The 13,219-nt window shown below is 41.7% G+C and carries 8 protein-coding genes, 15 tRNA genes and 1 rRNA gene; all 24 read left to right on the top strand.

What is annotated here, in order from left to right; all coding sequences use genetic code 11:
• Positions 1-145 precede the first annotated feature (145 nt).
• The 24 genes from rrf to VJ09_RS09360 all read left to right on the top strand — a co-directional run bounded on the left by rrf (position 146) and on the right by VJ09_RS09360 (position 12,980).
• Positions 146-262, top strand: a 5S ribosomal RNA gene (gene rrf / locus VJ09_RS09480).
• Positions 263-702: 440 nt separating this feature from the next.
• Positions 703-2,226: a glycosyl hydrolase family 18 protein gene (locus VJ09_RS09475; RefSeq protein ID WP_044641227.1), complete on the top strand. Its 1,524-nt coding sequence runs from the start codon at positions 703-705 to the stop codon at positions 2,224-2,226.
• A gap of 539 nt (positions 2,227-2,765) precedes the next feature.
• Positions 2,766-2,841 (top strand) — tRNA-Asn (locus tag VJ09_RS09470).
• A 1-nt stretch (position 2,842) separates the two neighbouring features.
• A tRNA-Thr gene (locus VJ09_RS09465) sits at positions 2,843-2,915 on the top strand.
• Positions 2,916-2,923: 8 nt separating this feature from the next.
• A tRNA-Glu gene (locus VJ09_RS09460) sits at positions 2,924-2,996 on the top strand.
• A 6-nt stretch (positions 2,997-3,002) separates the two neighbouring features.
• Positions 3,003-3,078: transfer RNA gene (locus VJ09_RS09455), tRNA-Val, on the top strand.
• Between the two features lie 3 nt (positions 3,079-3,081).
• Positions 3,082-3,166: transfer RNA gene (locus VJ09_RS09450), tRNA-Tyr, on the top strand.
• Between the two features lie 14 nt (positions 3,167-3,180).
• Positions 3,181-3,255, top strand: a tRNA-Gln gene (locus VJ09_RS09445).
• Between the two features lie 3 nt (positions 3,256-3,258).
• Positions 3,259-3,334, top strand: a tRNA-Lys gene (locus VJ09_RS09440).
• Between the two features lie 15 nt (positions 3,335-3,349).
• A tRNA-Gly gene (locus VJ09_RS09435) sits at positions 3,350-3,424 on the top strand.
• Between the two features lie 48 nt (positions 3,425-3,472).
• Positions 3,473-3,545: transfer RNA gene (locus VJ09_RS09430), tRNA-Glu, on the top strand.
• Between the two features lie 8 nt (positions 3,546-3,553).
• A tRNA-Val gene (locus tag VJ09_RS09425) sits at positions 3,554-3,629 on the top strand.
• Between the two features lie 3 nt (positions 3,630-3,632).
• Positions 3,633-3,717 (top strand) — tRNA-Tyr (locus VJ09_RS09420).
• Between the two features lie 5 nt (positions 3,718-3,722).
• Positions 3,723-3,798, top strand: a tRNA-Lys gene (locus VJ09_RS09415).
• A 14-nt stretch (positions 3,799-3,812) separates the two neighbouring features.
• Positions 3,813-3,887 (top strand) — tRNA-Gly (locus VJ09_RS09410).
• Between the two features lie 6 nt (positions 3,888-3,893).
• Positions 3,894-3,967, top strand: a tRNA-Gly gene (locus tag VJ09_RS09405).
• Between the two features lie 9 nt (positions 3,968-3,976).
• Positions 3,977-4,053: transfer RNA gene (locus VJ09_RS09400), tRNA-Asp, on the top strand.
• Between the two features lie 154 nt (positions 4,054-4,207).
• A complete protein-coding gene (gene rocF / locus VJ09_RS09395) occupies positions 4,208-5,113 on the top strand; it encodes an arginase (RefSeq protein ID WP_044641226.1) in 906 nt (301 codons plus the stop codon).
• Between the two features lie 165 nt (positions 5,114-5,278).
• Positions 5,279-6,109 (top strand): diadenylate cyclase CdaA, encoded by an 831-nt coding sequence (gene cdaA / locus VJ09_RS09390; protein WP_044641225.1) that lies wholly within the window; start codon positions 5,279-5,281, stop codon positions 6,107-6,109.
• A complete protein-coding gene (locus tag VJ09_RS09385; RefSeq protein ID WP_044641224.1) occupies positions 6,102-7,202 on the top strand; it encodes a CdaR family protein in 1,101 nt (366 codons plus the stop codon). The genes cdaA and VJ09_RS09385 overlap by 8 nt, the downstream gene beginning before the upstream one ends.
• 153 nt (positions 7,203-7,355) lie before the next feature.
• On the top strand, positions 7,356-8,702 hold the full coding sequence (gene glmM, locus VJ09_RS09380) for a phosphoglucosamine mutase (RefSeq protein ID WP_044641223.1): 1,347 nt from the start codon (positions 7,356-7,358) through the stop codon (positions 8,700-8,702).
• Positions 8,703-9,234: 532 nt separating this feature from the next.
• On the top strand, positions 9,235-11,061 hold the full coding sequence (glmS, locus tag VJ09_RS09370) for a glutamine--fructose-6-phosphate transaminase (isomerizing) (RefSeq protein WP_044641221.1): 1,827 nt from the start codon (positions 9,235-9,237) through the stop codon (positions 11,059-11,061).
• Positions 11,062-11,211: 150 nt separating this feature from the next.
• The gene (locus VJ09_RS09365) at positions 11,212-12,351 is read left to right on the top strand and encodes a sensor histidine kinase (protein WP_044641220.1); all 1,140 of its coding nucleotides are present in this window, start codon (positions 11,212-11,214) and stop codon (positions 12,349-12,351) included.
• Complete coding sequence (locus VJ09_RS09360; protein WP_044641219.1) at positions 12,348-12,980, top strand: response regulator transcription factor; 633 nt, start codon at positions 12,348-12,350, stop codon at positions 12,978-12,980. The genes VJ09_RS09365 and VJ09_RS09360 overlap by 4 nt, the downstream gene beginning before the upstream one ends.
• Positions 12,981-13,219 lie beyond the last annotated feature (239 nt).

Genomic DNA, 13,219 nt, shown 5'->3' with positions numbered 1-13,219 from the left:
GGAAGCATGGTAACATGTGTAGCTGACAGATACGAATCGGTCGAGGGCTTTTCCTCACATGTCTTACTTTTCGATTTGCAATACACTTGGCCTTCTGTTCTAATTTTCAGGGTGTGACATATTTCATATGTCTTGACACTGACTGTCTGGTGATAATGGCGGAGGGGTCCCACTCGTTCCCATCCCGAACACGATCGTTAAGCCCTCCAGCGCCGATGGTACTTGGACCGCAGGGTCCTGGGAGAGTAGGTCATTGCCAGGCAAAAGGCAAACAAAAAACCACTTAGTTGCTACTTCGGTAGCCTAAGTGGTTTTTTTGTTGACTTATTATTCCTACCTAATTCATTTGAATATTCACAGTCCTTCTACGAACTTTGCCAAATTTCATAGAAGAAGTTACTTTATTTAAGTCTATTTGCGATTGTAGCTATCGGATTACTTCAGAGGTAACTTTCTGATTACGGTACTGAGAAAGCCAAGAATCCATAGATTTATAGTATTGATTTGCCACTTAAATACTCTATTATATCTGACTGTACAACCACTTTTAGGTGATTTTATTTGTCAGAAATGTGAAGAGATAAAAATTTATAAAAGTATTTGTATTTTTGGTTAATACTTAAGCAAATACCTATTACAAAAATAAAAACTTTGCTATATTTAAGTATATTTTCTGATTTAGAAATAATTGGAGGTTTATTCATGGAGAACCAAGGTTCAAAGAAGAAGCTGATTATTTTTGCATTGCTTCTCTTCTTAGCTATTGGTGCGGGAGTGTATGCTATTTTCTCTGGCGATGAGAAAGAAGTAGCACAAGCTGACACCGACACAACCACAGAAAAAGTGGTTATTCCAGAAGAGGAAAGTAAGCCTGTAGTAGAAGATATCGAGGGAGATTTACAAGAAGAGGATTCAGAACTAAGTGATCCTCAAAAATCTCAATCTGTTACTAGTATTTTGAATCATTATAATCAAAGTTATAAGGTCGATCCTGAAACACTAACAAATCCTGATTCAACAACACCAGTACCAAATCCAACACCTGGAACACCTAATCCAGAAAACCCACCAGTGGTAGATCCACCAACAAATCCTGATCCAACACCAAACCCTGACCCAGATCCAACACCAAATCCAGATCCAGACCCGAAGCCAGACCCTGATCCAGATCCAAAACCAGATCCAGATCCAGACCCGAAGCCAGACCCTGATCCAGATCCAAAACCAGATCCAGATCCAAAGCCAGACCCACAACCAACACATAAAATCAAATTAACTACTTGGATTCCTTATTGGAACGAAAAAGCTGCAAATCAAGTATTAGAACAAAATGCAAAAAATATAGATGAAGTCAATTTATTTGAATATGCCCTTAATAAAGATGGAAAAATTACGTTTGTCGATTATGCTAATGGAAATAAGAGTGCAATTGAAACTGCTCGGAAGCATGGTATGAAGGTAATTGGAACTATTGCTAACGTAGATGGTTGGGCAAATTACAATGAGGGTGCTGAAATCTTACACAACCTCATCAATACTCCTGAAAAACGTGAAACCCTTGCAACTACGATAGCAACTTGGGCAAAGAAAGAGAATATGGATGGTGTAGATCTTAACTTAGAAGTAATTTTTGGGAAAGACCGTAATAATTTCTCTGCCTTTGTAGAAGTACTTGCTAATAAATTGCATGCTGATAAAAAGATTTTATCTGTGACTGTATATCCAAAATTAAATGTTAATGGTGGATGGAACGGTCCAGCTGCACAAGACTGGAAACGTCTTGGAAAAGCTGCAGATCAAATCAAGATTATGACTTATAACTACAGCATGGAAAAACCAGGCTCTCAAACTCCATTAAATTGGTTGGATAAAGTAGTTACTTTTGCTAAGACTCAAATCCCTGCTGAGAAAATTATCGTTGGCTTACCTGGATATGGGTACGTTTGGTCTGAGAAAAATAGAATTTCTGGTTTGCCTTATAAATCTGCTATGAATTTGATTGAGAAATATAATGCTAAAGTACAACGTAATAAAGATGGGGAACCATACTTTACTTATACGAAAGATGGTCAAAAATATACTGCTTACTATCAAGATAAAATCAGCTGGGAGAAAAAATACGATCTCTTGCTGAAGAAACATCCTGATGTAGGTGGAATTGTAAACTGGGTACTAACACAAGAAGATCCTAGTTCTTGGGCCCACTTGAAGAGTATGCAAAAATAGTTAATTACTAAAGAGCAGAACTTTAACGAGTTTTGCTCTTTTTTACATTATTTTGTGTGGACACACAGTTATCTTGATCGGAGTTCAACGATTATGAACAGACGAACAAAAATTAGCTCTAGTTGTAATAACGTGTGGGAAAATGGCCTATGAGAAAAGTTATGGACGTATGTCGGTGACTTACTGATCTAATAGGGAATATCCAGTTTACAACAGCAGGTTATAATTAGGAGAAGAATGTAATGATCAATAATCTGTACGATCATTTAAGATGCTAAGAAAGGTAGAGATGGTTAAGTTGGATAAATCCCATCTTAGATGGATTATTATATAAGAATCAAGCAAAACCATTTGCAAGAAACTCATTTATAATCGGAGGGAAAATAATTTAAAAAAACATGTCAAAAGGTATTGCAAAACTCCTTCTAGGATGGTATATTAAATATCGTCTTCGCCGCACTAAATAAGAAGTTAAATCATCACGAAAAAAACTTCTTGACAAAGCGGTGATAACATGATAAGATATTTCTTGTGATTATTCCTCAGTAGCTCAGTTGGTAGAGCGCACGACTGTTAATCGTATGGTCGCAGGTTCGAGTCCTGCCTGAGGAGCCACGCTTCCATAGCTCAGTCGGCAGAGCGCTTCCATGGTAAGGAAGAGGTCACCAGTTCGAGCCTGGTTGGAAGCTTTTCTTTTGGCCCGTTGGTGAAGCGGTAAACACACCAGCCTTTCACGCTGGCATGCAGGGGTTCGAATCCCCTACGGGTCATTATACGGAAGCTTAGCTCAGCTGGGAGAGCACCTGCCTTACAAGCAGGGGGTCAGCGGTTCGATCCCGTTAGCTTCCACCATATGGAGGGATACCAAAGTGGCCAAATGGGGCGGACTGTAAATCCGCTGGCTTCGCCTTCGTAGGTTCGAATCCTACTCCCTCCACCACTTTTCAACATTGTTGGGGAGTAGCCAAGCGGTAAGGCAACGGACTTTGACTCCGTCATGCGTAGGTTCGATCCCTACCTCCCCAGCCATTTGAGCCATTAGCTCAGTTGGTAGAGCATCTGACTTTTAATCAGAGGGTCGAAGGTTCGAGTCCTTCATGGCTCACCACTTCACCTTAAATATGCGGAAGTGGCTCAGGGGTAGAGCATCGCCTTGCCAAGGCGAGGGTCGCGGGTTCGAATCCCGTCTTCCGCTCCAATTTCCTTCATTAGGAAAATGAGATGAAGGTTTTTTTATGCCTAGTTTGGCCCGTTGGTGAAGCGGTAAACACACCAGCCTTTCACGCTGGCATGCAGGGGTTCGAATCCCCTACGGGTCATTATATATGGAAGCTTAGCTCAGCTGGGAGAGCACCTGCCTTACAAGCAGGGGGTCAGCGGTTCGATCCCGTTAGCTTCCACCATATGGAGGGATACCAAAGTGGCCAAATGGGGCGGACTGTAAATCCGCTGGCTTCGCCTTCGTAGGTTCGAATCCTACTCCCTCCACCATGTAAGAGCCATTAGCTCAGTTGGTAGAGCATCTGACTTTTAATCAGAGGGTCGAAGGTTCGAGTCCTTCATGGCTCACCATTTTCACTTAATATGCGGAAGTGGCTCAGGGGTAGAGCATCGCCTTGCCAAGGCGAGGGTCGCGGGTTCGAATCCCGTCTTCCGCTCCAATATATGCGGGTGTAGTTCAGTGGTAGAACATCGGCCTTCCAAGCCGTTTGCGAGGGTTCGATTCCCTTCACCCGCTCCATATATGTAAGGAGCTGTGGTGTAGAGGCCTAACATGCCTGCCTGTCACGCAGGAGATCGCGGGTTCGAATCCCGTCAGCTCCGCCAACCTAACCTCTAGAATATCTAGAGGTTTTTTCTTTATGTTCATCTACGGTATAATGAAAAATGATAGTTTTACACTTTTGAAATATTTTTTTTGGAAGTAAAATGCTGATTTTTTTGTTTTGTGTATTATTATCCTTTTATTGAGGTGTTCTTCATGACCAATGCAAAACAGATCTCCATTATTGGAATGCCAATGGATCTTGGGCAAGGACGGCGTGGAGTGGACATGGGTCCGAGTGCTATACGTTATGCATCTCTTAAGAAATTAATAGAAGAGTTAGCTTTAGAAGTGGAAGACCTAGGTAATATAGATGTGGCAGAGGCAGAGTCGGTATCCATAGGACAGGACCATTTAAAGTACCTAGAACCAGTTGCGGAAGCTAGCGAGAAATTAGCTAATACAGTTGCTGAAACACTAAAAAGAAAGCGCTTTCCCTTAATCCTAGGAGGGGATCATAGTATTGCTATCGGCACTTTAGCTGGAGTGGCTTCTATTTATCAAAATATAGGTCTGATTTGGTATGATGCTCATGGAGATCTAAATACCTCTGACACTTCCCCATCTGGTAATATTCATGGGATGCCGTTAGCAGCTAGTTTAGGCATTGGACATTCCCGTTTGGTAAACTTGCTAAACTTTGCTCCTAAAGTGAAACCTGAGAATACGGTTCTGGTAGGTGTTCGTAGTTTGGATCCGGGAGAACGAGAGCTTATTCGGCAATTAGGGATTCATGTCTTTTCCATGCATGAGATTGATCGTAGAGGCATGGCAACAGTGATGGAAGAGGCAATCAATATTGCAACTAACGGTACCGATGGCGTTCATTTGAGTCTAGATTTAGATGCGCTAGATCCAATCTATTGTCCAGGAGTGGGAACTCCAGTTCCGGGCGGAGTTACTTTTCGGGAGACTCATCTGGCGTTAGAAATGCTAGCGGAATCCGACTCTGTTGTTTCAGCAGAGTTTGTAGAAGTAAATCCTATATTAGATAGAGAAAATCGCACTGCAGAAGTTGCAGTTTCGTTAATTAGTTCCCTATTCGGAAAAAAAATTCTATAATAAGACTCGAATATTTAACAAGCCGTGTTCTACTGGGCTTGTTTTTCTGTTTCATTCAAAACTTCAAAACCGAAACAATGTATAATGAATGAAAGTTACTACCAGATGCAGAGGTTTTTTTATTTTGAAGCATAATAAAAGGGATGATGAGTTTGGGGGATTAGTATGTTTTCATGGGATGGAATAACCAGCTATTTAAATGATGCAGTGGATATTGCCATTGTTAGCTATATTATTTACCAGCTTTTAAAGCTACTTCGTGGAACAAGAGCGGTTCAATTGCTGCAAGGTATCAGTGTTGTTCTTTTGTTTTGGCTGTTTAGCTATATTTTTCAATTAGAAACAGTTGGGTGGCTTTTAGAAGAAATTTTGTCCGTTGGTGCAATTGCGGTTGTGGTTATTTTTCAACCAGAGCTTCGTAGAGCTTTGGAACAAATTGGTCGAGGGGGGGTTTTTGGAAGGAGTCGTCAAGTTGAAGATCAACTAGTAAGTAAAGTAGTTGGAGAAGTATCCAAGACCGTGGCATACTTGTCCAAACGAAAAATAGGAGCTCTCATTGTTTTAGAAAGGCAAACAGGTTTGACTGATTACATAGAAACGGGGATATCTTTACAAGCTCATCTTAGTTCAGAGCTATTACGAAACATCTTTTTACCCAATACACCTCTCCATGATGGTGCTGTTATCGTACGGGAACAGACGATTATGGCTGCTGGGTGCTATCTTCCATTATCAGAGAGTCCGTTTATTACGAAGGATCTGGGAACGAGACATCGTGCTGGGATTGGGTTGAGTGAAAACTCTGATGCTGTGATCGTTATCGTGTCGGAAGAGACGGGAGCTATTTCACTTGCCATCCACGGGAAATTAGAGCGTGCTCTAACAGAAGAGGGAGTTATTTCTAGGTTATATGAGGAGTTAAAACCGGCCGACAAAAAAGCACCTTCCTTTTGGCATCGACGAAATAGTAAGGAGGAGGTTGAGGTAAATGAATAGATGGCTTCAGAACGAGTATGTACTTCGTATCATCTCGGTTCTCTTAGGAGTTATATTATGGGGGGCAGTAACCCAAACGTTGCCACCTTTTCAAGATGAAACAAATTCTTCCAAAAAAGTAGAAGATGTGGAATTAGAAGCGTTGTATGATCATGATCAGATGGAGATAGTATCTCTTATATCAAAAGTGGATGTTACATTAAAAGGAGACGCTTTTTTGTTAGATCATCTACCGGAAAAGTACCGAGTCTATGTTGATTTAAGAGGTTATGCAGCGGGAACCCATCAAGAAGTACCTATACGGGTTGATGGATTACCATTGGGTATTAGAGCGGAAGTAACACCTGATAAAGTTACGGTTAAGTTGGAACGGAAAGGGAAAAAAGTCTTACCCGTTGAGGCAAACAACAACTTACCCCCTAATGTTGTGAGTTTATTTTCACCAGATCGGGTAGAGGTGTCAGGACGTTCTAGCTTAGTAAATCAAGTAATCGCGATCCGGGCACAAGTTCCGGAAAATTTTTCGGAACGATCTGGGGAGACGACAGTTTCGTTGCAGGCATATGGGAAAAATGGGCCTATTAAAGGCGTAAAATTAAACCCAACGAAAGTGAAGTTACGTGTTGCGCGAGCAGATCGAGAGATGCCACTAACGGTTCGAATAGCAAAAAATCCCCCCGCGGGGTATCAGGTGGAAAGTATTACCTATTTCCCTAAGACGGTTAGAGTGATAGGGAATCCTGAGCAGGTTCATAGCCTTACTTCTTATATTGGCCCCTCTTTAGATTTGTCCGAAGTTACCTCTAATAGACGATTCCTATTAAAAATTCCACTTCGAACAGGTGTTCAAAAAGTTGCCCCCCAAGAAGTAGAGGTTTATGTTAAAATAACACGCGTTGAAGATACAAAACCAGCCCAACCAGAGGAAAAGCCCAATCCAAACCCGGAACCAACTCCTGAACCAAATCCAGAGACAAATCCTGATCCTGAACCAAATCCAAACCCTGATCAAGAAACCACGACGGAACCAGAGCCAGACCCCGATCCAGAGTCCACCCCTGATCCAGAATCAAATGTGCAAAGCTCCAGTTGATAAGGGATAAGATAGGGAGGGGATTCATGTGAGAAAATGGACTAGTTTGGTCTGGAGTAGCACAGAATTGTTTTGCGATTGAAGTGCTTTTATCAACAACTAGATAGGATATAGCTGGTAACCCGAGAGGGATAACAGAGGAGGAAATGCTGTATGGGAAAATATTTTGGGACTGATGGAGTTCGTGGTGTTGCAAATAAAGAACTTACTCCAGAATTGGCTTATCGATTGGGTCGCTGTGGAGCATATGTTTTAAGCAAGGGGAATGAGAAACCAAAGATTGTAATTGGGCGTGATACCAGACTTTCTGGAGAACTACTCGAAGCAGCTCTTATGGCTGGTATTCTCTCTATTGGAGCGGATGTAGTACGTTTAGGGATCGTTACTACACCAGGAGTCGCATTCCTAACGAAAGAACTTGGAGCAGATGCAGGTGTGATGATTTCCGCATCTCACAATCCGTTTCCGGACAACGGTATTAAGTTCTTTGCGGCAGATGGTTTTAAATTACTCGATGAGACGGAAGCAGAAATAGAAAAACTGTTGGATGCAGAATCGGATGAATTGCCTCGTGCAACAGGTGAAAAAATAGGACGTGTTTTTGAGCAGTCAAACGCTGTAGAAAAATATGTTGAACACTTGAAGAAATCTATCCAGAGCGATCTATGTGGAATGCATATCATAGTGGATGGTGCTAACGGTGCGGCCTATGAGTTAGCTCCACGACTTTTGCGTAGCTTAGGGGCAGATGTAACCGCGATTCATACCAATCCAGATGGAGTAAATATCAATGTAGATTGTGGTTCTACTCATCCAGAAAATCTCCAACGAGAAGTAATCGAAAAAGGAGCACACCTCGGACTAGCATTTGATGGCGATGCGGATCGATTAATTGCGGTCGACGAAAAAGGGGAATTGGTCGACGGGGATAAAATGCTTTATATCTGTGGTGCATTTCTTAAAGAGCGGGGTCTATTAGCAAAAGATACCGTGGTATCTACGGTCATGAGTAATATTGGCTTTTACAAAGCGACAGAACAGGCTGGAATTCATTCAGAGCAGACTAAAGTAGGCGATCGTTACGTAATGGAAAGAATGCGTGAAGGTGGCTATAACTTAGGCGGTGAGCAGTCTGGTCATGTGATTTTCTTGGATCATATCACTACGGGAGATGGAATGCTAACGGCTGTGCAGCTCCTGCAAGTGGTCAAAGAAAGTGGACGCACACTGCATCAATTAAGTAGTAAGATGACAACTTATCCACAAGTTTTAAAAAATGTACGAGTAAAAAGCAAAGATGGTTGGGAGACAAATCCAGCCATTTTAGAATCCATTCGTCAAGTAGAAGAGAAGCTAGGTAATGATGGTCGTGTACTAGTTCGTGCTTCTGGTACAGAACCTCTAATCCGTGTAATGGCTGAGGGACCAGATCAAGAACAGCTAGAACAATTGGTGGATCAAATGGTTAATACGGTTTCTAGTCAACTAGGAAATGCATAAATATTTTTTTAGACCGCTAACTTAGAAACATCTAAGGCTAGCGGTCTTTTATATCTCCCATTTAAAGATTTTTCTTTACAATTACAGAAATATTGCATAGGATAGTATGTACGAAGAAAAGGAGGGAAGCAATAGACGAACATTCCAACTCCAAATATCCAATAATGGAATCATTTTGCAGACAAAAGCGCCTGAACTGCTGGGAGTGGCAGTGGACGAGGGAGAGGTTTATCGAACATTCGGCGGATACCTCTCGGTTTTGCGTCAAAACCGACGAGCTCGGGGACAAACCGCTAAGGTGACTTAGCGAACAAAATCCTGAGTATGACGTAGCTAGTTTTAGTTTTAGTGAACTGGATATTGATTTTGATAGGAAAGATAGCAACAAACAGTCTCGAGATATTAGGATCGGAACCTAAATCAGCTAGTTTGATAAATAGCTATTCCTATCTTCCTTTTTACAAAATTACTTGATAAAAAGGATTCTTTCTCATGGAAGAAAATAGAAAAAAAGATAGAGGAGGAACCAACTATGTGCGGAATCGTTGGTTACATTGGTAATAAAGAGGCTCAAAATTTCTTGTTAGAGGGACTAAGCAAGCTAGAATATCGTGGCTATGACTCTGCTGGTCTTGCAATCTACAACGGAGAGGCTATTTCTGTTCAAAAAACAAAAGGTCGTTTGGCTGATCTAGCAAACAAGATTTCCTCTAATGTGATGAAAGGTTCGATCGGAATCGGTCATACCCGTTGGGCAACTCATGGAAAGCCATCTGACGAGAACTCCCATCCTCATTTGGATGGCACAGAGCAGTTTGCAGTAGTCCACAATGGTATTATTGAGAACTATATGGATTTAAAAGAGGAATTGATTGAAAAAGGCCATGTTTTTCTTTCGGAGACAGACACCGAAGTAATTGCGAAACTGATGGCGGATCTATATGATGGAGATTTGGTCTCGACTGTTCGTAAAGTAGCAAAGCGTCTATCTGGTGCTTTTGCGCTAGGTATTCTCAGCAAGCATGAGCCAAACAAATTGGTAGCAGTTCGTATGGCTAGTCCGCTCGTGATCGGTGTAGGAGAAGAGGAGAACTTCATTGCATCTGACATTCCGGCGATCCTAAAACATACACGTGATGTATATATTTTGGAAGACGGCGAAATGGCAGTGATCACGGAAGGTAACGTGGAGCTTAGTACTTTAGATGGTGCGGAAGTAAACCGTGAAGTAATGCGAGTTAGCTGGGATATCGAAACGGCTGAAAAAGGCGGCTACGACCATTTCATGATGAAAGAGATTTACGAACAACCAAAAGCAATTCGCGATACGTTAGCTGGTCGTATTCGTAACAATCAAGTGGATCTGTCCCAAGAAATTGGTCTCACAGTGGAGCAACTAAAAGGAATCGAAAAGATTCAATTTGTTGCTTGTGGAACTGCGTACCATGCTGGTTTGGTCGGAAAATACGTATTGGAAGGCTTGGCACGAATTCCAGTTGAGACGGATATCGCTTCCGAATACCGCTACCGCAATCCAATCGTGGATGAAAAGACGCTAGTGGTGGTTGTAAGTCAATCCGGGGAAACAGCAGACACCTTAGCTGCACTACGTGAAGCAAAAAGCAAAGGCGCACGTGTACTGGCAATTACCAACGTCGTGGGTAGTAGCGTAGCTCGAGAAGCTGATGACGTATTAATCACTTGGGCAGGTCCAGAGATTGCCGTTGCTTCAACCAAGGCATATACTTCTCAATTGATCGTAGTGTACCTGTTGGGGGCATACTTAGCAAAAGCTCGTGGACTCCTCAGTGAAGAAACCATGACCGAGTTGGTAACGAACCTTCAACAGCTTCCAGAGCAGGCTGAAAAAGTACTAGCTCAGGAACAAACAGTTGAAGCTTATGCACGGAGTATCGCCAAGCATCATAACTTGTTCTTCCTAGGACGAGGTCTCGACTATGCTGTTGCCTTAGAGGGCTCTCTCAAACTAAAGGAGCTTTCCTACATCCATTCGGAAGCATATGCAGCAGGAGAACTAAAACACGGAACCTTAGCTCTCATCGAAGAAGGGATTCCAGTAATCGCACTTGGTACACAAAAGGCGGTTCTAGATAAAATGATCAGCAACATCCAAGAAGTAAAAGCTCGTGGAGCATATGTCCTCGGCTTTGCTCCAGAGGGTGACAACGAGCTGAAAAAATCGGTTGACGAAGTGATCTATATCCCAGTTACACATGACTTGCTTGCACCAGTCTTGACTGTGATCCCACTTCAACTGATCTCCTACTATGCTTGCCAAGAGCGTGGGTATGATGTGGATAAGCCAAGAAACCTAGCGAAGAGCGTGACGGTAGAGTAAGGGAAATAGACCATAAATGAATTGTGTTGGTTGAAATAAAGCCACATAGGCACAATATTTTATTGAAAAGTGAGATGTTCCACCTCTTTAGATATTATGATCTAAAGGGGTGTTTTTTTTACTATGAAAAGGAAGATTAGGGGCAGTGGCATGAGGTCTTATTGGTTATGGTTCTTTTTTAACGTCATTATTTGGTCATGTACTTTTGTTTATTTCAACAAAATAACAGACGAAATAACAGTGATCTTGTTTGGAACCGCGCTGTATTTTCTGGTTTTTTTTATCCAACCATTAGTCGAACAAAAAACGAAACTATTATTATTTCTCCTATGTATAAATGCAGTGATTGCAATCATTATGTTCTTTCCTGATACAGATGGAGATTGGAACCCCTACCTCCTCCTCGTCTTTACTATGCTAATGGGAGAAGGTTTTTATCGCTTACCAGTAGGGTTTAGTATGATACTGGGGGGAGTTATTGCAATAGGATTAGTACTAGATGTTTTCAAAACAGATTTAGATCCACTTATTCAAATTTTGATCACAATCTATATGATCCTTCTCTTTGTCGGAATGGTTTTTTATAAGAGAACGAAGGATCATACAGAGGATCTAGAGGCAAGATATGATGCGCTTCTCAGTGAATATCGTGATTTAAAACGACGTGTTGTCTCAGAGGAAGAAGTAACAAGACAAGAAGAGCGTATGTTCATCGCACATGAAATCCACGACTCTGTCGGGCATAAGCTGACCGCTCTACTTATGCAGTTGGAAGCATTTCGTTTGAAAGCTTCGGAACAAGATCTGGATCAGATCCGATTTTTGAAAGAGCTTGCCAGTACTAGTTTGGAAGAAACAAGAAGTGCCGTAAAATCGCTAAAAGCCAATGAATCCGGCGGATTACCGGGGATTATTCGATTAATCCGTAAATTGGAAATGGAAAGCTTCATACGTACTCATTTTTCTGTAAAACATGGGGCCTTTACAGCACCGCTAACGGGTGAGCAGTCTTTTGTTATTTACCGATCTGTACAAGAGGCATTAACAAATATCATGAAACACAGTCATACAAGAGAGGCGGAAATTACGTTTGAAGCACCAGGAGGAAGTATTTTCCGTTTTGAAATCAGTAATCCCATAACAGATAATAGAAGGTACCAAGAAGGATTCGGACTTACTTCAATGAGAGAGCGGTTAGAGAAATTTGGCGGCACTCTGGATGTAGATCAGACAGAGGATCAGTTTATTGTCAGAGGATTTTTAAAAATCGGATATAGGGGATTAGCATGATTCGGATATTATTGGCGGAAGACCAGATAATGGTAAGACAAGGGTTAAAAATGATGATTGAGTCGGATGCAGAAATGAAGGTGACGGGTGAAGCGGATAATGGAAATGAGGCCATTCTTCTTTGTGAGAAACAGTCGTTCGACATTGTGATCTTGGATATTCAGATGCCTGTTATGGATGGAATCGAAGCTGCCAAAGTCATAAAATCTCGTTGGTCCAATACGAAAATCTTGATATTGACGACGTTCGATGATACTCAATATGTGTTGGAGATGTTAAACATAGGAGTTAGCGGCTATATTTTAAAAACGGGAGATACCGATTCCTTGCTACGATCCATCCGAAGTGCGTTGTCTGGAGGGTTGTCTCTAGAAGATCACGTAGCAGCGAAAGTGATGCCGCTCTTATTGAATCGTGATGTAAAGAAAAAGGCCAATCCATTATTGACACCACGTGAAAGGGAAATTTTAAAATGCATCGGGGAAGGTCTCAGCAATGGAGAAATTGCAGAAAGGCTTGCCATATCAATCGGAACAGTAAAAAATAACACTAGTCAAATTTTGAACAAATTAGAATTACGAGATCGGACGCAGTTGGCGATTTACGCGATTCGCCATGATCTTGTGTAATATAAAAAAATGATGAAAGTAATGGTTATAAGGAAACATCGTGACTGGAGACAGTAGTGACGCTGTTTCTTTTTTTTGTACATTAGTAAGAGAGGCTAAATGTTCAAGAGAGATTACCAACTTAAGAAAAAAGAGCAGGTCAGATTAGGAGTTGATTTTTAGCCTGAAATACTTTGTATCGCTACCCAGCGGGACCAGATCGTGGAAGGGTCAAGAGGTCCCGTTGTTTGAGACGTTAG

Source organism: Risungbinella massiliensis (genome assembly GCF_000942395.1).
In the GTDB taxonomy this organism is placed as follows: Bacteria; Bacillota; Bacilli; order Thermoactinomycetales; family Thermoactinomycetaceae; genus Risungbinella; species Risungbinella massiliensis.
The sequence above is the reverse complement of the archived record's forward strand: the minus strand, read 5'-3'. Positions and strand labels throughout refer to the sequence as shown.

Bases quoted from the DNA above. Each gene is read 5' to 3' on its own strand.
- VJ09_RS09475 (WP_044641227.1), top strand. From the start codon at position 703: ATGGAGAACCAAGGTTCAAAGAAGAAGCTGATTATTTTTGCATTGCTT.
- rocF (WP_044641226.1), top strand. From the start codon at position 4,208: ATGACCAATGCAAAACAGATCTCCATTATTGGAATGCCAATGGATCTT.
- VJ09_RS09385 (WP_044641224.1), top strand. From the start codon at position 6,102: ATGAATAGATGGCTTCAGAACGAGTATGTACTTCGTATCATCTCGGTT.
- glmS (WP_044641221.1), top strand. From the start codon at position 9,235: ATGTGCGGAATCGTTGGTTACATTGGTAATAAAGAGGCTCAAAATTTC.
- VJ09_RS09365 (WP_044641220.1), top strand. From the start codon at position 11,212: ATGAGGTCTTATTGGTTATGGTTCTTTTTTAACGTCATTATTTGGTCA.
- cdaA (WP_044641225.1), top strand. From the start codon at position 5,279: ATGTTTTCATGGGATGGAATAACCAGCTATTTAAATGATGCAGTGGAT.
- VJ09_RS09360 (WP_044641219.1), top strand. From the start codon at position 12,348: ATGATTCGGATATTATTGGCGGAAGACCAGATAATGGTAAGACAAGGG.
- glmM (WP_044641223.1), top strand. From the start codon at position 7,356: ATGGGAAAATATTTTGGGACTGATGGAGTTCGTGGTGTTGCAAATAAA.